Raw genomic sequence first — 23,657 nt, 5'->3', positions numbered from 1 at the left:
GGGGCAGCGTCAACCCCGCACGGAGGATCAACGACGATGCCCGAGTTCGACTACACCGACCTGCTCCCCCTGGGCCCGGATCAGACGGAGTACCGGCTGCTCACCACCGAGGGGGTGCGCGTGGTCGAAGCGGCAGGCCGCCGGTTCCTGGAAGTCGACCCGGAAGCGCTCCGCCTGCTCACCGAGACGGCCGTGCACGACATCTCGCACTACCTCCGCGCCTCCCACCTGGCCCAGCTCCGCAAGATCATCGATGACCCCGAGGCCAGCGGCAACGACCGCTTCGTCGCGCTCGACCTGCTCAAGAACGCCTCCATCTCGGCCGGCGGCGTGCTGCCCATGTGCCAGGACACCGGCACCGCGATCGTGATGGGCAAGCGCGGCCGGCACGTGCTCACCGACGGCCGGGACGCCGAGCACATCTCGCGCGGCGTCTACGACGCCTACACCAAGCTCAACCTGCGCTACTCCCAGATGGCCCCGCTCACCATGTGGGAGGAGAAGAACACCGGCAACAACCTCCCCGCCCAGATCGAGCTGTACGCGGAGGGCGACGACACCTACAAGCTCCTGTTCATGGCCAAGGGCGGCGGCTCGGCCAACAAGTCCTTCCTCTACCAGGAGACCAAGGCGGTCCTGAACGAGAAGCGCATGCTCCAGTTCCTGGAGGAGAAGATCCGCTCGCTCGGCACCGCCGCCTGCCCGCCGTACCATCTGGCGGTCGTGGTGGGCGGCACCAGCGCCGAGTTCGCGCTGAAGACGGCCAAGTACGCCAGCGCCCGCTACCTGGACGAGCTGCCCACCGAGGGCTCCCCCGCCGGGCACGGCTTCCGCGACCTGGAACTGGAGAAGAAGGTCTTCGAGCTCACCCAGAAGCTGGGCATCGGCGCCCAGTTCGGCGGCAAGTACTTCTGCCACGACGTCCGGGTGATCCGGCTGCCCCGGCACGGCGCGTCCTGCCCGGTGGCCATCGCGGTGTCCTGCTCGGCCGACCGCCAGGCGCTGGCGAAGATCACCCCCGAGGGCGTGTTCCTGGAGCAGCTGGAGACCGACCCGGCCAGGTTCCTCCCGGACACCACCGACGAGCACCTCGGCGGCGATGTGGTGAGCATCGACCTGAACCGTCCGATGTCCGAAATTCTGGCGGAGCTGACCCAATATCCCGTTAAGACCCGACTCAGCTTGACAGGCCCGCTCGTGGTGGCGCGGGACATCGCGCACGCCAAGATCGCCGAGCTGCTGGACGCCGGCGGCGAGATGCCCGCCTACCTGAAGGACCACGCGGTCTACTACGCCGGGCCCGCCAAGACCCCCGAAGGGTACGCCTCCGGCTCCTTCGGCCCCACCACGGCCGGCCGCATGGACTCCTACGTCGAACGCTTCCAGGCGGCCGGCGGCTCCCTGGTCATGCTCGCCAAGGGCAACCGCTCCCGGCAGGTCACCGAGGCGTGCCAGAAGTACGGGGGCTTCTACCTGGGCTCCATCGGCGGCCCGGCGGCCCGGCTGGCCCAGGACTGCATCAAGAAGGTGGAGGTGCTGGAGTACCCGGAGCTGGGCATGGAGGCGGTCTGGAAGATCGAGGTCGTGGACTTCCCCGCCTTCATCGTGGTGGACGACAAGGGCGAGGATTTCTTCCAGGACACCACCGGCCCCGTGCTCACCATCGGCCGCCGCTGACCCTGCGTCCCAGGAAACCTCCCGTTCACCAAACGGCCGTCCTGACCACATTTGACAGAAGATCTCGACAACTAATCGGCCCGGTGCCTACAGGCACCTGTACCGAAATGGGTAAGCTGCCACCCATGCGCGCGCCGTCCGGATACCAGTTAGCTGCGCGTTACCGGCTACTCCAGCCGGTGGGGCGCGGCGGCATGGGGACTGTCTGGCGTGCGCGCGATGAGCTCCTTGACCGTGATGTCGCGGTCAAGGAGGTGCGGCTCCCGCTGGTACTGGACGAGGAACTCCGCGCCGAACTCTGCGCCAGGACCGAGCGCGAGGGCCGGGCCACCGCGATGGTGGCCCACCCCTCGGTGATCACCGTCTTCGACGTCATCACCGAGGACGACCGGCCGTGGATCGTGATGGAGCTGCTCAAGGCCGAGTCCCTGGAGGACCTGGTCAAGAACGCCGGCCCGCAGGATCCGCAGCGGGTGGCCGAGATCGGCCGCCAGGTGCTCGGCGCGCTGCGCGCCGTGCACGCCAAGGGCATCCTGCACCGGGACGTGAAGCCCAGCAACGTGCTGGTCACCGAGGACCGGGCGGTGCTGACCGACTTCGGTCTGGCCGCCCTGGAGGGCGACGTCTCGATCACCCAGGCCGGCATCGTGCTGGGCTCGGCCGGGTACATCGCGCCCGAGCGGGTGCTGGGCGACAAGGCCAGCCCGGCCGCCGACCTGTGGTCGCTCGGCGCGACCCTGTACACCGCCGTCGAGGGCCGTGGCCTGCACGGCCGCCGTACGGCCGCCGCCGCGCTGGCCGCGCTGACCAGCGGCGCGCCGATCCCGATGGAACGGGCCGGGCCGCTGGCGCCGGTGCTGCGCGGGCTGCTCCAGATCGACCCGGCGGCGCGTCTGGACGCGGTGCGGGCCGCGCTGATGCTGGCCCGGGTGGCCGCCGGGGGCAGCGCCGAGGAACCCATCGCGCCACACCGGGCGCCCCGGCCGTCGCCGCCGGCCTTCCCGCCACCGGCCCGCAAGGGGTCGCCACAGGCCTTCCCCCCGCCGGCCCGCAAGGCGCCGCACCGAGGACAGCACCGGGCCGACCCGCGTCCGATCCCCCGGCCGGTCCCGCCGCGCCGGCCAGAACCGGCCCCGCCGGTCTACCCCCGCGAACCGCACGACACGGGCGACATCGCGGCCGTGCCGGCCCAGCGCAGGCGTCCCGCCGAAGGCGTGCACCGCAAACCGGCGGAGTTCGAGGTGGCCCAACGCCCTTTCGTCCGGCAGTTGGAGAACTTCATCCGGATGGTGCTTCCTCGTCGTTTCTGGCCGCGCCGGTTTCGTCGGTGAAAATTGGTAAGTGACCGGAAAGCGAGGGTCAAGGAACTCTCGCTATCTTCTAGTCATGCAGAGCAGGCTGCTCGCTGAGCGCTACGAGCTGATCACGCCCCTCGGTCGCGGCACCATGGGCACCGTCTGGCGTGCCGTCGATCGTTCGCTGGGCCGCGACGTCGCGGTCAAGGAGATCAGGCAAGACCCGGTCCTGACCGCCGAGCAACGCCACGAACTGCGGGAACGCATGATCCGCGAAGGCCGTACGGCGGCGCGGGTGCGGCACCCCTCGGTGGCCACCATCTACGACGCCATCGAGTTCGAGGGCGCGCCCTGGATCATCATGGAGCTGGTCGAGGGGCGCTCGCTGGAGCAGGTGATCGAGGAGGAGGGGCCGCTGCCGCTCCGCCTGGTGGCCGAGATCGGACACGACCTGCTCGGGGCACTGCGGGCCGCGCACGGCCAGGGCATCCTGCACCGGGACGTGAAGCCCAGCAATGTGCTGATCACCGAGAACGGGCGGGTGGTGCTGACCGACTTCGGCATCGCCAAGTCACTCGGCGACACGGCGTTGACGCAGACCGGCATGGTGATCGGCTCGCCCGGTTACACGGCCCCGGAACGCGCCAGGGGCGACTACGCCGGGCCGGAGTCGGACCTGTGGGCGCTGGGCGCGACCCTGTACTTCGCGGTCGAGGGCCGTCCCGCGTACGAGCGGCGCACGGTCGCCGAGACGCTGACCGCGCTGATGACCGAGAACTGCGACCCGCCCACCCATGCCGGGCCGCTCCGCCCGGTCCTGGAAGGGCTCCTGGAGAAGGACTACCGGACCCGGCTGCCGGCCGAGCGCGCCGCCGTCATGTTCCGCACGATCGCCGACACGCCCACCTCGGTCCGGCTGCCCGGCGAGCCCGCCCCCGCGGCGCCGCCTCCTCCTGCCGCTCCGCCGCCCCCTGCTCCCGTCGCTCCGCCGCCCCCCGCGGCGCACGACGAATCCGACAGTACGATGATCATAATGAGGGGTTCCTCCGGCGCGCTCCTGCCCGAGACCGCCGCCGAGATTCCCCCGCCGCCGCCCGAGGTCCACAAGCCGCGCGCCACCACCCAGTCCTCCGAGGACACCACCGTCGAGGGCCGCCTGCCCGACAAGCGGGTCTTCCCGCCGGACGGCGACGCCACCCCGGCGCCCCCTCGCATCCCCAAGGCACCCCCGGCCGCCGCGCCCCCCACCCCGCCTCCCGCCCCGCCGCAGCCGGCCAACAACCCGGGTCCCCCGACCGTCGATGTCGGCCACCTGCCGAACTACTTCCCCGCGCCAGGCCACCCCCAGTTCGCGCCCCCAGAGCAGCCGCCGCACCCGGGATACCCGGATCACCCCGGCATGCCCGGCCACGGCGGCCAGCCGGGCCAGTTCGGCGTGGTCGGCGCCCCTGAGCAGCCGCCCCAGAACCCGCAGGCCTACCCGGCCCCGGCCCAGCCCAACTTCCCGGGCCAGCCCAACTACGCGGGGCCGGGCCCGGCACAGTTCCCCGCCCCGCCCCACCACTACCCCGACCCCAACCAGCCGGGCCAGCCGCCATACCCGGGCCAGCAAGGTCACCCAGGGCACCCCGCCCAGCACGGTCACCCGGGGTTCCCGCCCGCCGATCCCGAGGCGACGGCCCGGGTCGGACACGGACCGCACCCGGCCTACCCCCAGCAGCCGCCCGCGCAGTACCAGCCGGGCCCGCCGATCATGCCGCCCTACGGCAACCAGCCGTACCCGCCGCAACAGGGCGAGACGCCGCCGATGGGCCCCTACGGGGACGTGGACAGCGTCACCCGAGCGGTCCAGGTCCCCGGCGGCCCTCCGACCTCCGGCCTGGGCACCGACCTGTTCGCGATGCAGGGCCAGCGCCCCGGCCCGCCCAGGCAGGAGAAGAAGAAGGGCAACCGCGCCCTGCTGATCATCGTGATCGCCCTGGTCGTCCTGGCGCTGGCCGCCGTGGCAGTCTTCGTGATCTTCAAGATGGGCGGCGCGGACGGCTTGATCTAACGGCGACGAGGGCCCGGACGCCCCCACTGATCCTCGGAACACGGGGTACAGACTGGAGTCATGGTACGGATCGAGCATGACTCCATGGGCGAAGTCCGGGTACCGGACGAGGCCAAATGGCGGGCGCAGACCCAGCGCGCGGTGGAGAACTTCCCGGTCTCCGGGCGCGGCCTGGAACCGGCGCACATCGCCGCGCTCGGCCTGATCAAGGCCGCCGCCGCGACCGTCAACGCCGACTACGGCCTGCTGGACCGGGATCTCGCCGAGGCCGTCCGGGAGGCGGCCATGGAGGTGGCCGGCAACCGGTGGGACGGCGAGTTCCCCGTGGACGTCTTCCAGACCGGGTCGGGAACCTCGTCCAACATGAACGCCAACGAGGTGATCGCCACCCTGGCCGAGGAGCGGCTGGGCCGCCCGGTGCACGCCAACGACCACGTCAACGCCGCTCAGTCGTCCAACGACGTCTTCCCTTCCGCGATCCACATAGCAGCCGTCCAGGCCGTCACAGACGATCTCAAGCCCGCCCTGGAGCATCTGGCGACCACCCTGGCCGCCAAATCATCCGAATTCGCCGACGTGGTCAAGGCCGGCCGTACCCATCTGATGGACGCCACCCCGGTCACCCTCGGCCAGGAGTTCGGCGGCTACACCACCCAGATCAGGCACGGCATCAGGCGCCTGGACGGCGTGCTCCCCCGGGTGGCCGAGCTGCCCCTGGGCGGCACGGCGGTGGGCACCGGCGTCAACACCCCCGACCGCGCCTGGGCGGGCAAGGTCATCGCCGAGCTCTCCCGGGCCACGGGCCTGCCCTTCACCGAGGCGGGCGACCACTTCGAGGCCCAGGGCGCGCAGGACAGCCTGGTGGAGCTCTCCGGCGTGCTGAAGGTCGTCGCGGTGTCCCTCAACAAGATCGCCAACGACCTGCGTTGGATGGGCTCCGGCCCCCGGACCGGGCTCGGCGAGATCAACCTCCCGGACCTCCAGCCCGGTTCCTCGATCATGCCGGGCAAGGTCAACCCGGTCGTGCCGGAGGCGGTGACCATGGTGGCCGCCCAGGTGATCGGCAACGACACCACCGTCACCCTGGCGGGCGCCTCCGGGGCGTTCGAGCTGAACGTCATGCTTCCCGTGATCGCCCGCAACGTCCTGGAGTCGGTACGCCTGCTCGCCGCCGTCTCCCGGCTGCTGGCCACCCGCTGCGTCGCCGGCATCACCGCCAACACCGACCGCCTCCGCGAGTACGCCGAGTCCTCCCCCGCCATCGTCACCCCGCTGAACCAGTACCTCGGCTACGAGGAGGCCGCCCGGGTGGCCAAGGAGGCCCTGGCCGAGCGGAAGACCATCCGCCAGGCCGTCATCGACCGGGGCCACCTGAAAGACGGCACCTTCACCGAAGCCCAGCTGGACGCCGCGCTGGACGTGCGCTCGATGACCCGTCCACCGGACTGACCCGATACGGGAGTATGTCGCTGGCCGCCATGGGCGTACCCGGCGGGAGGGGCAATCGTGGAGCCCATGACGAGCGGTGGCGGGGTGCTGGCCGGGCGGGTCGCCCTGGTCACGGGGGCGGGGAGCGGGATCGGGCGGGCGTGCGCGCTGCGGCTGGCGGCGGCGGGCGCGCATGTCGTGGTGGTGGACGTGGTCGGGGAGACCGTCGAGAAGGTGGCGGCCGAGGTGGGCGGGACGCCGGTGATGGTGGACCTGTCCGAGCCGGGGTTCCTGGGGGCGCTGCGGGACCAGGTCGCGAGAAGTCCCGTCACACCCGGATGGACAGCCGCCTCACCACCCGACGAAATCCGCATATTTCCGGACGTCGTGGTGAGCAGTGCGGGGTTTCTGGGGGAACCCGAAGAAGAAGCAGCGCTGGAGGCGTTCGCCAGGATTCTGAAGGTGCTCGTCGGAGCGCCATACCAGCTGGTGCGCGCCGCCCTGCCGTACATGAAGGAACAGCGGTGGGGACGGGTGATCACGATCGCCGACATCCCGGGCGGGCGCGCCCACGCCGCGACGTACGCCACGGCCAGGCACGCCCTGGAGAGCCTCACCACCGCGGTGGCGCTGGAAGGCGCCCCCTACGGAGTGACGGCGGCCTGCGTCACCCCCAGCCACGCCCGTCCCGAGCACGTGGCCGAGACCGTCGCCGACCTGTGCGCCCGCTGACGGCGCCCACGCGAACGCGCCCGCCGGAACCTACCGCCACCGGGACGGACTGTTCCGCCCACGGAAGATCCGCAGGAACACCCGCCGCACCCAGGACCGCCGGCGCAGGACCGGGATCAGCCGGACCTGTCCGCCCCGGCCGATCTCCAGCCCGAACCGCAGGTCGACCACCTTGTCCTCCATGCGCAGCCGGGGCCACCAGTCGCCCGGTCCCAGCGTGCCCTCCCCGCTGATCCGCCGGAACTGCACCTTCGCGACCAGCTGCCCGGCCAGCTTGCCCGGCACCCCTGGCTCCACCAGCGCGGGCACCGCGACGGTACGCCCCCGGGGCCCCTTCTTCCTGAGCAGCAGCTCCACCGCCGGCCCCCCGCTGGGCGGCACGTACGGCACCGGCAGCGCCACGTACACGTGCCCGTCCCGCCGCGCCACCGACACCCCGGTGGACACCAGCGCGATCGACTCGGGGAACGACCGCGGCTCCACGCACACGCTCAGCTCCCCCTGCTCCGACCAGCAGGGCACCACCAGGCGGCGCGGGAACTCCGCGAGCACCCCGGCCACGTTGAGCCCCGAGGGCGGGCGGCCGACCCGCGTCCTGGCCGGATGTGCCCCGCGCATGCGCACGTGCACCTCCCAGACGCCGGGATCCACCGGGTGCCCGAGCGCGGCCGTGCCCACGTCCAGCCGGGCCACGCCGACCGCGCGCAGCCGCGCCCGGTTGTCGTCGATCTTCTGGTCCACCTCGCTGGTGACCGGCAGGAAGTAGCTCACCCCCGTGTCGGGGTTGCGGATGTAGACCTCCATGCGGGCGATCTCCGCCGCCTCGGTCACCTCGGTCATGACCGGGGGGAGCAGCCCGTCCAGGTTGATCGGCGGGATCCAGTACAGGCGGCCGTCGTCGTACCGGAAGGTGAGCGGGGTGCCGTCGGCGCGGACGATCTCGACGGCGAGGGAGAGGGTGAGCACGCTGGAGTCCCAGCGCACGTCCCGCAGCTCGGCCCGGAGCGTGGTGCCGCGCGACTCCTGGGCCAGCTCGTTCAGCTCGGCCGCCCGGCCCGCGCGCAGCAGCGCCGAGCGGGCCCGCAGATGGACGGGCAGGTAGCGGTCCAGACGCTCTGGGAAGCGCTCCACGGCCAGTTCCCTGAGCAGCGTGAACGTGGCGTTCCTGTGCTCCCCCGAGGCGGCCAGGTAGCGCTGCCCGCCGAGCCGCCGCAGCCCGAGCACCCGGAACAGGTAGGCGTGGACGCGGTCCCGCTGCTGGCCGGGCTCGGTGCGGATGTCCACGATGTCCATCAGCTCGCGGAGCCCGGAGACCAGCGCCCGGGGATCGTCGGGGTCCTCCTCGACCCAGGCGACGTGGCAGCAGACCGGTTCGGCCAGGATGGCGACCACCTTGGCGGCCAGGTACGCGCGGAGCACGAAGGCGTACTCGGCGAGCGGCAGCTCCCCGAAGCGCAGCTGCCGGTCGTCCAGGAAGTCGCGGCGGAAGAGCTTGTGCGCGGTGGGCACGGTGAGCAGCCGGTCCCTGAGCAGGTCGGCCCGGTCGCGGCTGCGGGCGAACACGGCCAGCGGGGGGCCGCCCCAGGCCAGCCGGCCGACCAGCACGTCGGCGTCGGTCTCCATCGCCTTGTCGTACATCTTGGCCAGCGCGCCCGGCTCCAGCCGGTCATGGGCGTTCATGAAGAAGACGTACGCGCCGCGCGCCGTGGACAGGGCCAGGTTCCGGCCAGGGAGCGGCGAGCCGCTCCGCTCCAGGTGCAGCACCCGGATGTTGTCCCGGACCGCGGCCACCGCGTCCAGCCGCTCGGCCGCCCCGTCGGTGGACTGGTCGTCCGCGAAGATCACTTCGTACTCGTCCGGCGGCAGGTCGAGCACCGAGCGCACGCACGCGTCGAAAGAGTCGTCCGCCGGTCCGGGGTCGGCCACCGAAACCACCACGCTGACTTTCACACCCATGTGGCAAGGGTGTGCGATTCATCCCGGCAGGCGGCTCCGCCTTGCCGAAGGATCAGGGAACGCTGACCCGGATTTCGTTAATACCAGCCCACCCGCTGGGAGTGTCCCCAGGCTCCGCACGGGGAGCCATACCTGCCCTTGATATATCCGAGTCCCCACTTGATCTGGGTGGCCGGATTGGTCTGCCAGTCGCTGCCCGCGCTGGCCATCTTGCTGCCGGGGAGGGACTGCGGGATGCCGTACGCGCCGCTGTAGCGGTTCATCGCGCGCTCGTTCCAGTGGCTTTCCTTGTCCCAGAGTTTCTCCAGGCAGCCCCACTCGTCGGACCAGCCCATGGCCGCGTTCATCTGCTGGCCGAGGGCCTTGTTGCTGCCGGGGTCGGGCTTGGAGCCGACCGGGAAGTCGATGGGCGGGAACCCGCCACCACCGGGCGCCTGGGTGGGCTGGACGGCCGGGTCGAGCGCCGCGCGGCCGTCCCGCTCGGCGTCGATCTCCGCCTGCCGGAGTGAGGCGGCGGCGTACGCCTTCAGCGCGTCGATCTTGGCGCTGTTGTCCAGGTCCCCGCCCAGCACGCTGGGGTCGATCAGCGCCTGCGGCCGCTGGGAGTTCTCGATGGAGGTCCTGACCAGGTACGTGGTGCCCCCGGCGACCACCGCGACCGTCACCGCCATGATGACCAGGCGCTTGGGCGTCAGCAGGGACGGGCGGCTCGGGCGGGCCGGAGCCGCGGGGGCGGGGCGTTCCGCGCGCCGGGAGGCGGCGCGCCGGGAACGCGAGCGCGGCGGCGCCGAACGGTCCCGCAACTGCTGTCCACTACTCACGACCTATGAGCTTGCCGTGGTAAGGGGGGTGGTCCGCAACCGAAACGTGAAAGTGAGTTGGTATTCCCTTGACCCAAGCGTCCGTTACGTGGGGCTTTTCGAGGAATGTGATTTTTGTCACATCGAAGGGGGCCGCTCCTACGGAGCCCCGAACCGCAGGGACGGCCCCCCTGGGGCCAGCCTTCCGTGAGATCGTTGGGATCTCGTACGCCTCATGTCACGTTTTCAGTACATACAGAGCCCCATAATTACCCAATGGCAGGCATCCTCCTGGTCGAAGACGACCCCTCGGTCCGTACCGGACTGGAGCTCGCGCTCGCCCGGCAGGGGCATTCCATCACCGCGTACGCCACGGGCGAGGAGGCCCTCGACCACATCCGGGCCCGGCGACCCGAGATCGTGATCCTGGACGTGATGCTGCCCGGCATCGACGGCGTCGAGGTCTGCCGCCGCATCCGCCGCCTGGACTCGCTGCCGATCATCCTGCTCACCGCGCGCGGCGACGACCTGGACGTGGTGGTCGGTCTGGAGGCGGGCGCGGACGACTACGTGGTGAAGCCGGTGGAGCCCCGGGTGCTGGACGCCCGCATCCGGGCGGTGCTCCGCCGCCTGGAGTCCGCCGCCACCGACCGGATCACCTTCGGCGACCTGGTGATCGACCGGGGCGCGCTGAAGGTCACCCTGGACGGCAAGGAGATCCACCTCACCCCGACCGAGTTGCGGCTGCTGCTGGAGCTGGTCCGCCACCCCGGGCAGGTGCTCAACCGGCGCTACCTGCTCCGCTCGGTCTGGGACCACACCCACGTGGCCGACTCCCGGCTGGTGGACGCCTGCGTGCAGCGCATCCGGGCCAAGATCGAGCCGGTCCCCGCCGAGCCGATCTTCATTCACACCGTACGCGGGTTCGGGTACCGCTTCAGCCCCCCGTGAGGAGCCTGCGCAACCGGCTGGTGGTCACCTTCACCATCGTCGCGGTGACCGCCTCCGCCATGGTCGCCGGGATCGGCTACCAGCTGGTCCGGGGGGAACTGCTGCGCCGCGCCGAGATCAGCGCCATCGAGGACGTCCGGGACGTGCTGGACCGGCTCACCCTGCCGATCGGCACCAGCGACCTGCTCTGGCCCAACGACGCCTCGGTCACCGACGACGACCTGGAGGGCCTGGTGCAGTCGCTCAGCGGCCCGGACCGCCAGGTCGTCCTGGAGTACGGCCAGGAGCCGCCCCGGCTCAGCCCCGGCGCCACCCTGGGCGTGGCCGACATCCCCGACGAGCTGCGCGCCCGGGCCCGGCACCGGCTCTCCTACCAGACCCTCGTGATCAGGGGCGAGCCGACGCTGCTGGTCGGCACCGACGTGGAGCGGCTGACCGGCAGTGGCGCCACCCGCTCCACCGGCATGTCGCTCTACGTCTTCCTCTCCATGCGGAACGAGGAGCGGGTGCTGGCCAACCTGCGCTCCGCGCTCGTCCAGGCCGGCCTGCTCACCCTGGTGATCGCGCTCACCGTGGCGCTGCTGTCGGCCCGCCAGGTGCTGCTGCCGGTGCGGCGGCTGGTCGCGGCGGCCCGCGCGCTCGGGGCCGGGCGGCTGGACACCCGGCTGCCGGTGCACGGCAGGGACGAGCTGGCCGAGCTGACCGCCACCTTCAACGAGACCGCCGGCGCGCTGGAGCAGACCGTCTCCGAACTGCGCACCCTGGAGGCCATGTCCCGCCGGTTCGTGGCGGACGTCTCGCACGAGCTGCGCACCCCGCTGACCACCATGACCGCGGTCACCGACATGCTCAGCGAGGAGGCGGAACGGCTGCCGCCCGACGCCGGGCAGGCGGTGCACCTGGTGGTCAGGGAGATCGACAGGCTCCGGGTGCTGGTGGAGCACCTGATCGAGGTCAGCCGGTTCGACTCGGGGGCCGCGGTGCTGCACACGGAGACCGTGGACGTGGGGGACGCGCTGGCCGACTGCCTGGAGATACGCGGCTGGACCGACCGGGTCAAGCTCACCGTGCCCAGCGGCCTGACCTATCCGCTGGACCCGCGCAGGTTCGACGTGATCGTGGCCAACCTGGCCGGGAACGCGCTCAGCCACGGCGCGCCGCCGGTCCTGGTCAGCGCCCGGGTGCTGCCCAGCGGCCTGGAGGTGATGGTCCGCGACCACGGTCCCGGCATTCCCCGGGAGGCGCTGCCGCACGTGTTCGACCGGTTCTTCAAGGCCGGGGCCAACCGGGCCAGGAGCAACGGCAGCGGCCTCGGCCTGTCCATCGCCAAGGCCAACGCGGAGTTGCACCAAGGGACGATCACCGTGAAGCTGGGCGACCCCGGCACCCAGTTCACCCTGTGGATACCGCGCCCATGAGACGAACCGCGATCCTGCTGATCCTGCTGGTCACCGCCTGCGGAGTGCGCCCGACCGAGGTCCTGGACGGCGGCAAGGCCCCCGTGATCAGCCCGAAGTCCACCTTCGCCACCGTCTACCTGCTCCGCGACAACCGCCTGGAGCCCAGCCGGGTGGCGGTGGCCTCGCACGCGATGGACCACGTGATGGCGGCCCTGTTCGAGGCGGGCACCCGGACCACGGGAAACCTGAGCACCGCGCTGACGGGCCTGCGCTGGCAGTCCAGCCAGCTGACCCGTTTCAGCACGGTACGCAACGACCCGGAGAACGCCGACGGCTTCCGGCTCTCCCTGTTCGTGGCCGGCGGCGGACGGCTCGGCAAACTGGCCCTGGCCCAGATGACCTGCACCGCCATGCGGCAGCGGCAGGACATCTGGGTCGTGAAGATCACCCGCACCGACGAGCGCGGCCCCGTCTCCTACGGCGAGCACACCTGCCGTGAGTACTGGGGCCTCGCCGCCGAGGGCCGTCAGCTGCCCCGCTAGGGGCTCGCTAGAGGGCGATCTCCTCCAGCATCTCCGTGACCAGGGCGGCGATGGGCGAGCGCTCCGAGCGGGTCAGGGTGACGTGGGCGAAGAGCGGGTGGCCCTTCAGCTTCTCCACCACCGCGACCACGCCGTCATGCCGGCCCACCCGCAGGTTGTCACGCTGCGCGATGTCGTGGGTGAGCACCACCCGGGAGTTGGCCCCGATCCGGGAGAGCACGGTGAGCAGCACCCCGCGCTCCAGGGACTGGGCCTCGTCCACGATCACGAACGCGTCGTGCAGCGAGCGGCCCCGGATGTGGGTGAGCGGGAGCACCTCCAGCATGCCCCGGTCGAGCACCTCCTCGATCACCTCGGGCGTGGTCACCGCGCCGAGCGTGTCGAAGACCGCCTGGGCCCAGGGGCCCATCTTCTCGTTCTCGGTGCCCGGCAGGTAGCCCAGCTCCTGGCCGCCCACCGCGTACAGCGGGCGGAAGACGACCACCTTGCGGTGCTGGCGGCGCTCCAGCACGGCCTCCAGGCCGGCGCACAGGGCCAGCGCGGACTTGCCGGTGCCGGCCCGGCCGCCGAGCGAGACGATGCCCACCTCGGGGTCCATCAGCAGGTCGAGCGCGATGCGCTGCTCCGCGGAGCGGCCGTGCAGGCCGAACACCTCGCGGTCGCCGCGGACCAGCCGGACCGACTTGTCGGGCAGCACCCGGCCGAGCGCGGAGCCCTTGCTGGTCAGCAGCCGCAGCCCGGTGTGGGTGGGCAGCTCGCGGGCTTCCTCCAGGTCGGCGGTGCCGTTCTCGAACAGGGCCTCCACGTCCTCGGCGGTCACCTGGAGCTCGGCCATCCCGGTCCAGCCGGTGTCGGCGTTGGCCATCAGCTCGGCCCGGTACTCCTCCGCGGCCAGCCCGATGGAGGCCGCCTTGACCCGCATCGGCAGGTCCTTGGAGACGAGCACCACGTCGAACCCCTCGCTGGCGAGGTTCTGTGCGACGGTGAGGATGCGGGTGTCGTTGTCGCCCAGCCGGAATCCGGCGGGCAACCCCGACGGGTCGCTGTGGTTGAGCTCGACCCTGATGGTGCCCTCGCCCATGGGCATCGGTTCGTCGAGGCGCCCGTGCCGCACCCGGAGGTCGTCGAGGGTGCGAAGCGCCTTTCGGGCGAAGTAGCCCAGTTCAGGGTGGTGTCGCTTCGCCTCCAGTTCGGTGATGACGACGATCGGAAGTACAACCTCGTGCTCGTCGAACCGGCTCATCGCCGCCGGGTCAGCGAGCAGGACAGATGTGTCCAGGATGTACGTACGACGGGACGACGTAGGAACCGAGGTGGACGGGTTGGTCGAGGACAATGCCACGCGTTCTCCCCCGGGCGCCAGGGGTTGGCGCCCTGCCTTGACTGGTGGTGAACGGACCGGACCCGTGCCCCGCCGAGGCGGAACCGTGGGCCGGCCCCCCTCGCAAGGTCAAAACGACGCAAGAACGGGCCCTCTCCCGAGGAAAGCACTGCTGCTTCCTTCTTACGGTACGACCTGAATCCCCGCCCGCCAACGCCTCAACCCTGTCTGATCGGGGCTGTTCACGTGGCGTTTCAGGAGCCGTACCTCCGGTGACGCGCCGCATAGGAGCGCAGCGCCCGCAAGAAGTCCACTCTGCGGAAGTCCGGCCAGTAGGCCTCGCAGAAGTAGAACTCGGAGTGGGCGCTCTGCCAGAGCAGGAAACCGGAGAGCCGCTGCTCGCCCGACGTCCGGATGACGAGGTCAGGATCGGGCAGGCCGCGGGTGTAGAGATGCTCGGCGATGTGCTCCACATCGAGGACCTCCACGAGGTCCTCGATACTCGCGCCCTTGCTGGCGTGTTCCTGTAGGAGGGAACGCACCGCATCAGCGATCTCACGTCTTCCTCCATACCCAACCGCAACGTTCACAATCAGCCCGGGACGGTCCGATGTCACTTCTTTTGCATCTTTCAGGACACGAGCCGTGTGATCTGGGAGCAAATCGAGCGATCCCATCGGCTTGATGTGCCATCCCTGATCGACGAGCTTCCCCACCAACCCCTCGATGACCTGGAGCAACGGCTCCAGCTCGGACTTGTGCCTGGACAGGTTGTCGGTTGAGAGCAGCCAGAGCGTGACGTACTCCACGCCGGCCTCGCGGCACCAGGCCAGCAGTTCGGTGATCTTGTCGGCGCCCTTCTGGTGGCCGCGGTTGACGTCCTCCAGGCCCATCATCCTGGCCCAGCGGCGGTTGCCGTCCACTATGACGCCCACGTGCCTGGGGATCGGGCCGTCCGCGGCGGCGAGCTTCCGCTCCAGCCTGCGCTCGTAGACCTTGTAGACCAGGTTGCGGTAGAGGAGTTCGCGCACGCCCATGGGGCCCCCATATTTCGGCCCGCCGTCTCAGGCCGACTCTGAGACAGCCGGGGTCAAGCAATTATCGGGGGCGTAGGACTGTGCCCGCTCCCCATATGACGTTGCTGTTGGGTTCTGTCCTGTAATGCGTGCCAAGTCGGGCTTCTGCCTCTCTGACCAGGTCATTGAGGAAACCGGCCAGCTGCCCGGAGGTCAGCACCGCGCGTAGCCCGACGCCACTCCCACCCCACGCCTCCAGGAAGGCACGCCTGGTCACCCGCCATTCGCCCCGCTGCCCGCCGCCCTCGCGCGGGACCCACGACGGGATGGTCCTGAGCTGGCACCGCAGCTCCCCCTGCCCCACCACATCGGTCCGGGCCCGATACCGCAGCGCGAACAGCTCCTCCGTCCCTTCGGGAAATCGGTCGTCCGGATCCGCCCACGCACCGCTCTCATCCCGAGCCCGGACCACCTCCCGCGCGACCCGAGCCAGGAACCATCCACAGCGCTCCCCGACCGTCCCGTAGGGCGTGCCGTCCCTTCTCAGCGCCAGCGTGACCTCGTACGGCGCGCCCGTACGATCCCGGCAGACCACCGGATCAACCGACAGGTACGACCCATCCACACAACGTAGACCCCCCATGCCATGAAAGTTACCGCCCCAGAACCCACCCAAAACGGACGAATTTCCCTCTTTCGCTCAGATCAACGCACAGGGGAACGATCGGGCACCTGCCCGACGCTCCTGGCTAAATCCCCCGGACATGGTCCCGCAGGCTGCGCCGACTGCTGATGCCCAATTTCGCGTAGATGTTCCGCAGATGGTAGTTGACCGTGTGCGTGCTGATGAAGAGTTCGGCCGCGACCTCTTTGTTGGTCAGTCCGTTGCCCACGAGATGGGCGATGTGGCGCTCCCGTTCCGTCATGCCCGCCAGCTTGTCGGCCGCCGCCGGCGCGGAAGATCGCGCACCCGCGAGTCGCTTCTCGCACCGCCGGGCGAACGCGAACGCTGTGACACTCGTGAACCGGTCGCGAGCGGTGGCCAGCCAGGCGTGCCCGTCCTCCGCATAACCGCCGGCGAGCAGTGCCGTGCCGTAGGCCTGTTCCGCGAACGCGCGATGGATCGGGTTCTCATCCAGGTCCACCGGAGATCGCACGGCATGCTCGTACATGCTCAGCGCGGTTTCGTGGTCACTGCTCCGGTCCGCGAACCTGCCGCACAACCAGGGCTCCGCGAGGCGGAGATAGGGGATATCCGCGGCGAGCGACCCGAGTCGCGCCAGGACTTCCTCCGCCTCCGTTCTCCGGTCGCACTCGATGAGCGCCTCCGCGTACACCGGTAACCACCACAACTCCAGCATTCGCTGTCCCGTGGTTTCCGGCGTGTCGATCAGCGGGCGCATGGCGTCCAGCATCGACCGATAGTCACCGGCTGCTTGATGGATGGCGGCCTTCGCCATGATCACCCAGGTCAGACAGCTGACGCCGAGGAGGGAGTCCTCGGCCGTCATGGCACACTTCTGGGCCGAGACGAAGTCACCTCGTCCCGCGTGAACAGCCGCGAGCAGACCGTAGGAATGCGCGTAGAGCCAGGGTCTGCCTTCGGTGGACTGCACCAGGATGGACTTCCTGGTACTGATCACCGCGTCGTCCCAGGCGCCGGACAGGTACCGGATCAGGCCGAGGTGAATCTGCCCGAACTCGTCGAGCATGGGCTGGCCGAGCACCTTTCCGTAGTCCAGGCCCTCCTGGATGTCCTCGGCGCCGGACCGCAGCTCGCCGGCCAGGGAACGGTGGATGCCACGCCACATGAGGTGGTCCGCGGTGAAGTCCTCAGCAGCGGACCCGGCAGGACCGTAAACCTCATCCAGTCGCCGGAGAGCCGCCTGCGGTCCGTGAAAGCCGGAACTGTAGACGAGGTTGATTTTGGCGCGTCGCGCGAAATGCATGCCCGGAAAGTCCATCCGCAGCACTCGTCGCGAGAATCGCGCGGCCTCCTCGCCCTGTCCTTTGATGATGAGGTACGTCCCCAGCCAGACCCCCGCCATGGCGGCGGCCCACGCCATGCCCGGAGCGGACTCGGCCGAGTCCATCGCCCGAGCCAGTCGCATCTCCGAAACCGTGGATTCGCCCTGGGAGATCGCGAAAGCCGCGATGACCAGGTCCCGGAGCGTTGAGGGCTCGCATGAGCGCACCTCGTCCATCAACTGCTCCACCCGCGAGAACTTGTCAATCCAGATCAGATGGGCGGCGGCCGTCAGCAGCAACCGCTCACGCTGCCCGCGCTCGCCGAGCAGATCCGCGGCCCAGAGCAGATAGGTGGCGGCACGTTCGACGTCGCCGGTTTCGAGGGCCTTCGCCGCGGCCCCCTCCAGCTCCGCGGCGAGGCCGGGAGACGTCACTCCGGCGGCGGCGACCTTGTGCCGCCAACTGGCGGCGCTGTTCACCAGGGGCGCCACCGTGGCGTGCAGTTCGCGAAGACGCCATGGGGAGGTCGTGCTCACGACCGCGTCCCGCTGGAGCTCGTTCCGAATCGACACGCTGCTCGTCGGACCCTCGGCACGGTGCCAGACGAAGCCGGTGTCAACGAGGGGTTGAACGGCCGCTTCCGCGTCGTCCAGGCCCGCCACATGGCCGGCGAGCCGGAGCGGAACCCAGGTGTCCAGCACGGCCAGCGCTTCGAGAAGGGCTCGGGAATTCACCGGAAGGAGTCCGGCCTGCCGCCGGAGGGCAGCCGACAGCGGCCGGGGCACAGGAGCGGGGGCAAGGCGAGGGCCGGCCATCTCCGCCAGGACCGTCTGCAGGTGGAGCGGGTGCCCTCGGGTGACATGGTGAAGGGCTTCTGCCGTACCGGGCGGGAGGGAACGCCCGGCGAACTCCCGTTCCGCCCAGGCTGTGACCTCTTCCAGGGAGAGCGTGCTCAGGACCAGACGATCACCGTTGGAGACGCCGAGCACCAGTCGCCGCCAGTCGACAGCGGCCGGTGAAAGCGTCATCTCTTCGGGTCGCAACGTGAGAACCAGAAGAACGCGGTCGGCCCACAGACGTCGGATCACGAAAGCCAGCGCCCGCTGTGACGAATCGTCGGCCCAGTTCACGTCGTCGACCACGATCGCGATCGGGCTCCCGGACTGAAGCTGGTCCAGCAGGCGAGTGAACTGTGCGCCCACCGAGAAGGGCGACATGTGGTTCCCGGGGTACGGAGTCAGCGCGTCCCGCCCGAGGAGCGTGAACTCCTCCAGCTGATCACCCGGAACGCACCTGGTCAGCTGGTCGACGACACCGAACGGAAGATCGGTTTCACTCCGGTCGCCGGTGGCCCGCAACACCAGGAAGTCATCCAGATCCTGCAACAGCCGATTGATCAGAGATGTCTTGCCGATCCCGGCCTCACCCTCGACGACCACCACCTCGGTCAGGCCGGAGCGGACCCGCTCGGCGCATCCCCTCAAGCGGGCGAGCTCGTGGTCGCGGCCAACAAAACGGCTGGGCTCGCCGGCCCGGCTGTCGTCATCAGCCTGCCTCCACGGCGGAAAGCCGTGGTCGGAGGCCAGGCCAGGAATTCCTTGTGCCACGCGGGAGACTCGCGCCGGCGGGGACAGGGCAGGAACCCTGCTGCTCTTCGACCTCATACGCCTGATTGTGCTGACAGCACTTGGCAATGACTTGTACGCACGCTCCCAGGTGCGCAGCGGCCGGCACACAAGTCCGCTGACTACTCGGTTCAGGTGGGGTGCGGAGCGCTCAGGACGTGAGTATCGACGACTGCGGACTACCCGGTTCAAGTGAGTTGCCTCGGTGGTCGCCTCTGTGAGCATCGGTTGCAGGCTGGGCAACCTGCCGTTCCCCGCCTTGGTCGCGCCCAGTCAGCGCATTTGCCGTAGTCGTGCGCGCTCGAGTACGTGATCTTCAACGTCCCAGGGGTTCACATGTCATCACGCTCACCGTCACCCGAGCGAGACGGTTTGCTGCGACGGCTCGCCTCGCAGCTCCGCGGCACCCTCACCACCACTCCGGAAGCGCTGGAAGGCGCATCCCAGGATTTCGGTCACTTCATCAGGAACCGACCCGCTGCCGTGGTCCGGCCACAGGATGTCGAAGACGTCGTCACGGTGGTGAAATTCTGCCGGCGGCACGGGATCCCCGTCGCCCCACGCGGTCAGGGTCACTCGCTCGCAGGGCAGTCGCAGGTCGCCGGGGGCATCGTGCTGGAAACGAGCGGACTCGCGGCCGTCCACGCTCTCGAAGAGGACCGCGTCACCGTCGATGCGGGAATCCTGTGGAGCGCCGTCGTCGACCACACCCTGCCCCACCGGCTGACGCCTCCGGTGCTCACCGACTTCCTCGACCTCAGCGTCGGCGGCACGCTGTCCATGGGCGGTATCGGCGGCAGCACCTTCCGATACGGGCTGCAGATCGACAACACCTACGAGTTACAGGTCGTCACCGGCGAAGGCGAACTCCTCACCTGCTCCCGATGGCGCGACAGCGACCTGTTCGAGGCGGTGCTCGGCGGTCTCGGCCAATGCGGGATCATCGTACGGGCGACGGTTCGCCTCATCCCCGCGCCCTCGCACGTACGCGTGTACAACCTGCCCTACGCGACCGTGGCGGACCAGCTTTCCGACCACCTGACGGTCGTGGACGACGGGCGGACGGATTACGTCATCGGCCTGGCCCTGCCCGGCGCCGGTTCGGAATGGAACCACCTTCTCCAGCTGGTCTCCTACGTGTCCGCGGAACGCCCGGCGGACGATCGTGTGCTCTCCGGGCTGAAGTTCCAGTCAGGGCTGGAGTCCTCCGTGGATTCCACCTACCGGGACTGGCTCATGCGAATGGGTCCGCAGTTGGACGAACTCAAAACCGACGGGCGGTACCGGCTCTGCCATGTGTGGAGCGACGTCTTCGTACCGGCCTCCGAGATCCAGGCCTTCGCCGCCGACGCCCTGGCCGAGGTGAGTCCGTCGGAGGTCGACCACTACTTTCCCGTCGTCCAGTACGCCGTCGACCGAAGGAAGCTCGATCTCCCGTTGTTCCGCGTGCCGGACCAGGAGAACAAGTGCTTCCTGTTCGGAATTCTGAAATGGGCCGAAGAAGGCCATTGGGAAACTGCCGTGGCCCACAACAGGTCCCTTTACGCGCGAGCTCGTGAACTCAACGGAACACATTACCCGCACGCTGCCCTACCGCTATCCAGCGAAGAGTGGCGGGATCGCTATGGGGCGGCGTGGAAGGGCTTCGCCGAGGCGAAGACCAGGTTCGATCCCGACCATATCCTGACCCCAGGGCCAGGAATATTTTGACGTCTCCCCCATCAGAGGCAAGAAATGAACGATAAACGCGAACGGATACCGCGGGAGCCCGTACGGGAACCGTATCGGACGAAAGTCGTCGAATCCATCCGGCTCCCGTCCAGGGCCGAGCGGGAGCGACTTTTACGGGGCATCGGCTACAACCCGTTCTACCTCAAGTCCCAGGACATCTACATCGACCTGCTGACCGACAGCGGCACCGGAGCCATGAGCGATACGCAGTGGGCCGCTTTGATGGTCGGTGACGAGACATACGCGGGGTCGCGGAGCTACGACGACTTCGAGCAGACGGTCCGGGACATCACCGGATACGACCACATCGTGCCCGTGCACCAAGGCCGTGCCGGAGAGCACCTGGTGATGCAGAGCATCGCCCGGCCGGGCGGCATCGTCCTCAGCAACACGCTTTTCGACACGACCCGGGCCCATGTCGAGTATCGGGACGCGCTACCCGTGGACCTGCTGGCCGACATCGCATGGGATTTCGACGAGCCGCACCCGTTCAAGGGCAACTTCGATCTCGACAAGCTTCAGGCCGCACTGGAAAACCATCGCGGCCGGGTGTCGGCCATCGTCGCGACCCTCGTCAACAATCTCGCCTGTTCCTCCCCCGTCTCGCTCGAGAACATGCGACGCGTCCGTGAACTCGCCGACCGGTTCGGCGTCCCGGTCTTCATCGACGCGTCGAGATTCGCGGAGAACGCCTGGTTGGTGACCCAGCGTGAAGCGGGTCAGCGTGGCCGCCCGGTCGCGGATGTCGCCCGGGATTTCTTCGCCCTGGCCGACGGCTGCTGGATGAGCGCCAAGAAGGACGGCCTGGTCAACATCGGCGGCTTCGTCGCGGTGCGGAGTGATCAGCTCGCCGACGAGTGCCGGCAGCGGCTGGTGCTGTTCGAGGGCTTCCCCACCTACGGCGGCCTCGCCGGGCGGGACCTGCAGGCTCTGGCGATCGGGCTGCGCGAGGCCCTGGACGAGGACTACCTCCGGCACCGCGTCGCGCAGATCGAGTACCTGCACGACGGCATGCGCGAGGTCGGCGTGCCGGTCAGCACTCCCGCCGGAGGCTCCGGTGTGTACGTCGACGTGGCCAGGCTCTACCCCCACCTCACGCCGGAGGACAACCCCGGCATCGCGCTGACCGCCGACCTCTATCTGCACGGCGGCGTGCGGATGTCCGCCGGAGTGTTCCATCTCACCACCGTCGATCCCACCAGCGGGACCCTGGTGAACAGGGACTTTCCCTGCGCCCGGCTCGCCCTACCGCGACGCGTCTACGGAAGGGCCCATCTCGACCACGTCATCGCATCAATGCGGGACGTACTCGACGGAGCTCACAAATCTCCCGCCTACCGGCTCGTGACGGCGCCGCGCGTACTGGCCCATTTCTTCGCACGATTCGAACCCGTCGCACCACCTTCCGATCACCTGCCACCTGGCAATCAGCCACGTGGACGGGCGATGAGGGGGTAGGGGTGGGGTGATGCCCATCATCACGAGGCACTGACGACATGGACGGCATTGGCGCCGCGCTGCGAGGTGTTCGGCGGCGGGCTGAGCAGACGCCGCCGTCACGGGAGCGGTTCATCGATCTGTTGCGGGGAGTCTCGATCCTCGCTGTGGTCCTCGGGCACTGGCTGGTGACGGTGGTCGGCTACGACAGGCATGGCGAGCTGACCGCCTCGTCGGCGCTGCCGGACCTGCCATGGGCGTACCCCCTGACCTGGGTGGCGCAGGTTCTGCCGGTGTTCTTCTTCGTCGGCGGGTACGCCAACGCGGTGTCGCTGGCCGCCGAACGTCGGCGAGGCGGGAACGCGACGGAATGGCTGCTCAACCGGGGTGGCCGGCTGATCCGCCCGACCACCACCCTGGTGCTGGTCATGGCCGGTGGCGCGCTGGTCGCCCGCCTGTTCTTCGACGCCAGTCCCGCCCGGGTCCGTCTGGTGGTGTGGTTCGCCTCGATTCCGCTGTGGTTCCTCGTGGCGTACCTGGTCGTGGTGGTGCTGACCCCGGTGATGTACGCCCTGCACCGCAGGTACGGCCTGGCGGTTCCTTTGGTGTTGGTCGGTCTTGTCGCCCTCGGTGACCTCGCCCGCCTGCTCGGTGAGCCGTTCTGGGGCAACGGCAACTACCTGTTCGGCTGGCTGGCCATCCACCAGATGGGGTTCGCCTGGCGCGACGGCCTGCCGGCTAACCGCGCCCGCGTGGCGCTGCCGCTGCTGTTCGGCGGGTTCGGTACGTTGCTGCTGCTCACACTGGTCGGCCCCTACCCGGTCAGCATGATCGACGTGCCAGGGGAGCGGCTGCACAACATGTCGCCGCCGAGCCTGGCCCTGCTTTCGGTGGCCGCCGTCCAACTCGGGGCGGCGCTACTGCTGCGTGACCGCGTTGAACAGTGGCTTCGGCACTCGCGCGCGTGGCTGGGGGTGATCGCCGTAAATGCCGTCATCTTGACGATCTTCCTGTGGCATATCAGCGCCGCGATCCTGCTCCTGGGCACACTGCATTTCGCAGGCATCCTGCCCACTCCCAGCGTCGGCTCAGCGACCTGGTACGCCTGGCGAATCCCATTGCTGATCATGTTCAGCCTCGTCCTCGCACTACTGGTCGCAATCTTCGGACCAATCGAACTCCGCAGCACCCCCCAGCGAGCCCGACCCCCCAACGGAATCCCACTCCCCCTGACCCAAGCAGCGAGCCACCCAGCACCACGCCTGGCACTGGCCGTCACAGGGTTCGCCGCTGTCATCTTGGGCCTACTCAGCAACAGCCTGCTCCCCAGCACGATCCCCACACTGTTCGGCTGGCCAACGCCAGCACTGATCGCCTACCTCTCCGGCGCAGCGGCAGTACGGTTCCTCCGAACGATCCCACCGGCGCACGGCAGTAACCAGCTATGGCGAACGCCCTCAATGCCCCGGATGCACCGGTAGAAGAGATGCGGGCTTCGGCCGCCAACCTTCGTCGTTTCAGGAAGCGACCTGGGCAACAGCCACCGTCGGCGTAGGTGACGACTTCACCCCTTCCTTCGCCACCCCCATCGCCTCACGGCGGTGTGCGGAAGGCTTGGGGTGTCGTGGTTCTCCCGTTCGCCCGGGCCTCTTCCGGCCAGCCGGAGCAGGGAGGCCCACCAGCCCGGCGGAGCCGGGTCCGACCGAAGGTCAACATGGGTGGGCG

Annotated in this window: 18 protein-coding genes; 11 read left to right on the top strand and 7 right to left on the bottom strand. The window is 69.5% G+C overall.

All coding sequences use genetic code 11. The annotated features are described in order from the left end of the window. Positions 1-36 precede the first annotated feature (36 nt). From KIP79_RS30380 to KIP79_RS30360, 5 genes are all read left to right on the top strand, one after another. Positions 37-1,677, top strand: a complete 1,641-nt coding sequence (locus KIP79_RS30380; RefSeq protein ID WP_214108381.1) for a fumarate hydratase — start codon at positions 37-39, stop codon at positions 1,675-1,677. A gap of 125 nt (positions 1,678-1,802) precedes the next feature. After that, positions 1,803-3,008: a serine/threonine-protein kinase gene (locus KIP79_RS30375; protein WP_214108380.1), complete on the top strand. Its 1,206-nt coding sequence runs from the start codon at positions 1,803-1,805 to the stop codon at positions 3,006-3,008. Between the two features lie 55 nt (positions 3,009-3,063). Beyond that, a complete protein-coding gene (locus KIP79_RS30370) occupies positions 3,064-5,025 on the top strand; it encodes a serine/threonine-protein kinase (RefSeq protein WP_214108379.1) in 1,962 nt (653 codons plus the stop codon). A gap of 60 nt (positions 5,026-5,085) precedes the next feature. Beyond that, positions 5,086-6,474, top strand: coding sequence for a class II fumarate hydratase (locus KIP79_RS30365; protein WP_214108378.1), 1,389 nt, complete (start codon positions 5,086-5,088; stop codon positions 6,472-6,474). 66 nt (positions 6,475-6,540) lie between these two features. Beyond that, on the top strand, positions 6,541-7,185 hold the full coding sequence (locus KIP79_RS30360) for an SDR family NAD(P)-dependent oxidoreductase (protein WP_214108437.1): 645 nt from the start codon (positions 6,541-6,543) through the stop codon (positions 7,183-7,185). A gap of 30 nt (positions 7,186-7,215) precedes the next feature. Here KIP79_RS30360 and KIP79_RS30355 read toward each other — a convergent pair whose 3' ends face one another. Together KIP79_RS30355 and KIP79_RS30350 are read right to left on the bottom strand one after the other, a co-directional pair. Beyond that, positions 7,216-9,141: a glycosyltransferase family 2 protein gene (locus KIP79_RS30355; RefSeq protein WP_214108377.1), complete on the bottom strand. Its 1,926-nt coding sequence runs from the start codon at positions 9,139-9,141 to the stop codon at positions 7,216-7,218. Between the two features lie 77 nt (positions 9,142-9,218). Then, positions 9,219-9,962 carry an aggregation-promoting factor C-terminal-like domain-containing protein gene (locus KIP79_RS30350; protein WP_214108376.1) on the bottom strand — a complete coding sequence of 248 codons (744 nt, stop codon included), beginning with the start codon at positions 9,960-9,962 and terminating at the stop codon, positions 9,219-9,221. Between the two features lie 255 nt (positions 9,963-10,217). Between KIP79_RS30350 and KIP79_RS30345 the strand changes: the two genes are divergently transcribed. The 3 genes from KIP79_RS30345 to KIP79_RS30335 are packed head-to-tail and all read left to right on the top strand — an operon-like array spanning position 10,218 to position 12,834. Continuing rightward, entirely contained in the window at positions 10,218-10,892 is a 675-nt protein-coding gene (locus KIP79_RS30345; RefSeq protein WP_214108375.1) for a response regulator, read from the top strand. Beyond that, positions 10,889-12,310, top strand: coding sequence for an ATP-binding protein (locus tag KIP79_RS30340; RefSeq protein WP_308169967.1), 1,422 nt, complete (start codon positions 10,889-10,891; stop codon positions 12,308-12,310). Before KIP79_RS30345 ends, KIP79_RS30340 begins: the two co-directional genes overlap by 4 nt. Continuing rightward, a complete protein-coding gene (locus tag KIP79_RS30335) occupies positions 12,307-12,834 on the top strand; it encodes a hypothetical protein (protein WP_214108374.1) in 528 nt (175 codons plus the stop codon). The genes KIP79_RS30340 and KIP79_RS30335 overlap by 4 nt, the downstream gene beginning before the upstream one ends. 7 nt (positions 12,835-12,841) lie before the next feature. Here the strand turns inward: KIP79_RS30335 and phoH2 are convergent, their stop codons facing one another. The 5 genes from phoH2 to KIP79_RS49715 all read right to left on the bottom strand — a co-directional run bounded on the left by phoH2 (position 12,842) and on the right by KIP79_RS49715 (position 19,340). Further along, positions 12,842-14,176 (bottom strand): RNA 5'-3' helicase PhoH2, encoded by a 1,335-nt coding sequence (phoH2, locus tag KIP79_RS30330; protein ID WP_372453714.1) that lies wholly within the window; start codon positions 14,174-14,176, stop codon positions 12,842-12,844. A gap of 233 nt (positions 14,177-14,409) precedes the next feature. Beyond that, positions 14,410-15,192: an isoprenyl transferase gene (locus KIP79_RS30325; protein ID WP_214108373.1), complete on the bottom strand. Its 783-nt coding sequence runs from the start codon at positions 15,190-15,192 to the stop codon at positions 14,410-14,412. A 61-nt stretch (positions 15,193-15,253) separates the two neighbouring features. Beyond that, positions 15,254-15,814, bottom strand: a complete 561-nt coding sequence (locus KIP79_RS30320; protein ID WP_250214084.1) for a hypothetical protein — start codon at positions 15,812-15,814, stop codon at positions 15,254-15,256. A 106-nt stretch (positions 15,815-15,920) separates the two neighbouring features. Then, positions 15,921-18,746, bottom strand: coding sequence for a helix-turn-helix transcriptional regulator (locus tag KIP79_RS30315; protein ID WP_214108372.1), 2,826 nt, complete (start codon positions 18,744-18,746; stop codon positions 15,921-15,923). Between the two features lie 372 nt (positions 18,747-19,118). Beyond that, positions 19,119-19,340 (bottom strand): hypothetical protein, encoded by a 222-nt coding sequence (locus tag KIP79_RS49715; protein WP_308169973.1) that lies wholly within the window; start codon positions 19,338-19,340, stop codon positions 19,119-19,121. On the opposite strand from KIP79_RS49715, the gene KIP79_RS30310 reads away from it, so the two are divergent. The 3 genes from KIP79_RS30310 to KIP79_RS30300 are packed head-to-tail and all read left to right on the top strand — an operon-like array spanning position 19,248 to position 23,413. After that, a complete protein-coding gene (locus KIP79_RS30310; RefSeq protein WP_308169971.1) occupies positions 19,248-20,474 on the top strand; it encodes an FAD-binding protein in 1,227 nt (408 codons plus the stop codon). The two genes, KIP79_RS49715 and KIP79_RS30310, sit on opposite strands and share 93 nt — an antisense overlap. 24 nt (positions 20,475-20,498) lie before the next feature. Beyond that, the gene (locus tag KIP79_RS30305) at positions 20,499-21,953 is read left to right on the top strand and encodes a tryptophanase (RefSeq protein ID WP_214108370.1); all 1,455 of its coding nucleotides are present in this window, start codon (positions 20,499-20,501) and stop codon (positions 21,951-21,953) included. A gap of 38 nt (positions 21,954-21,991) precedes the next feature. Further along, a complete protein-coding gene (locus tag KIP79_RS30300; protein WP_250214081.1) occupies positions 21,992-23,413 on the top strand; it encodes an acyltransferase family protein in 1,422 nt (473 codons plus the stop codon). Positions 23,414-23,657: the final 244 nt, after the last annotated feature.

Origin of the sequence: Acrocarpospora catenulata (assembly GCF_018476525.1) — a bacterium.
In the GTDB taxonomy this organism is placed as follows: domain Bacteria; phylum Actinomycetota; class Actinomycetes; order Streptosporangiales; family Streptosporangiaceae; genus Acrocarpospora; species Acrocarpospora catenulata.
Note: the sequence above shows the minus strand (reverse complement) of the source record. Positions and strands in the feature narration are given on the sequence as shown.

What these genes read in the sequence shown, in the direction of transcription:
- KIP79_RS30380 (WP_214108381.1), top strand. Translation starts at nt 37, where the DNA reads ATGCCCGAGTTCGACTACACCGACCTGCTCCCCCTGGGCCCGGATCAG.
- KIP79_RS30375 (WP_214108380.1), top strand. Translation starts at nt 1,803, where the DNA reads ATGCGCGCGCCGTCCGGATACCAGTTAGCTGCGCGTTACCGGCTACTC.
- KIP79_RS30370 (WP_214108379.1), top strand. Translation starts at nt 3,064, where the DNA reads ATGCAGAGCAGGCTGCTCGCTGAGCGCTACGAGCTGATCACGCCCCTC.
- KIP79_RS30365 (WP_214108378.1), top strand. Translation starts at nt 5,086, where the DNA reads ATGGTACGGATCGAGCATGACTCCATGGGCGAAGTCCGGGTACCGGAC.
- KIP79_RS30360 (WP_214108437.1), top strand. Translation starts at nt 6,541, where the DNA reads ATGACGAGCGGTGGCGGGGTGCTGGCCGGGCGGGTCGCCCTGGTCACG.
- KIP79_RS30355 (WP_214108377.1), bottom strand. Translation starts at nt 9,141, where the DNA reads ATGGGTGTGAAAGTCAGCGTGGTGGTTTCGGTGGCCGACCCCGGACCG.
- KIP79_RS30345 (WP_214108375.1), top strand. Translation starts at nt 10,218, where the DNA reads ATGGCAGGCATCCTCCTGGTCGAAGACGACCCCTCGGTCCGTACCGGA.
- KIP79_RS30335 (WP_214108374.1), top strand. Translation starts at nt 12,307, where the DNA reads ATGAGACGAACCGCGATCCTGCTGATCCTGCTGGTCACCGCCTGCGGA.
- KIP79_RS30325 (WP_214108373.1), bottom strand. Translation starts at nt 15,192, where the DNA reads ATGGGCGTGCGCGAACTCCTCTACCGCAACCTGGTCTACAAGGTCTAC.
- KIP79_RS30320 (WP_250214084.1), bottom strand. Translation starts at nt 15,814, where the DNA reads ATGGGGGGTCTACGTTGTGTGGATGGGTCGTACCTGTCGGTTGATCCG.
- KIP79_RS30305 (WP_214108370.1), top strand. Translation starts at nt 20,499, where the DNA reads ATGAACGATAAACGCGAACGGATACCGCGGGAGCCCGTACGGGAACCG.
- KIP79_RS30300 (WP_250214081.1), top strand. Translation starts at nt 21,992, where the DNA reads ATGGACGGCATTGGCGCCGCGCTGCGAGGTGTTCGGCGGCGGGCTGAG.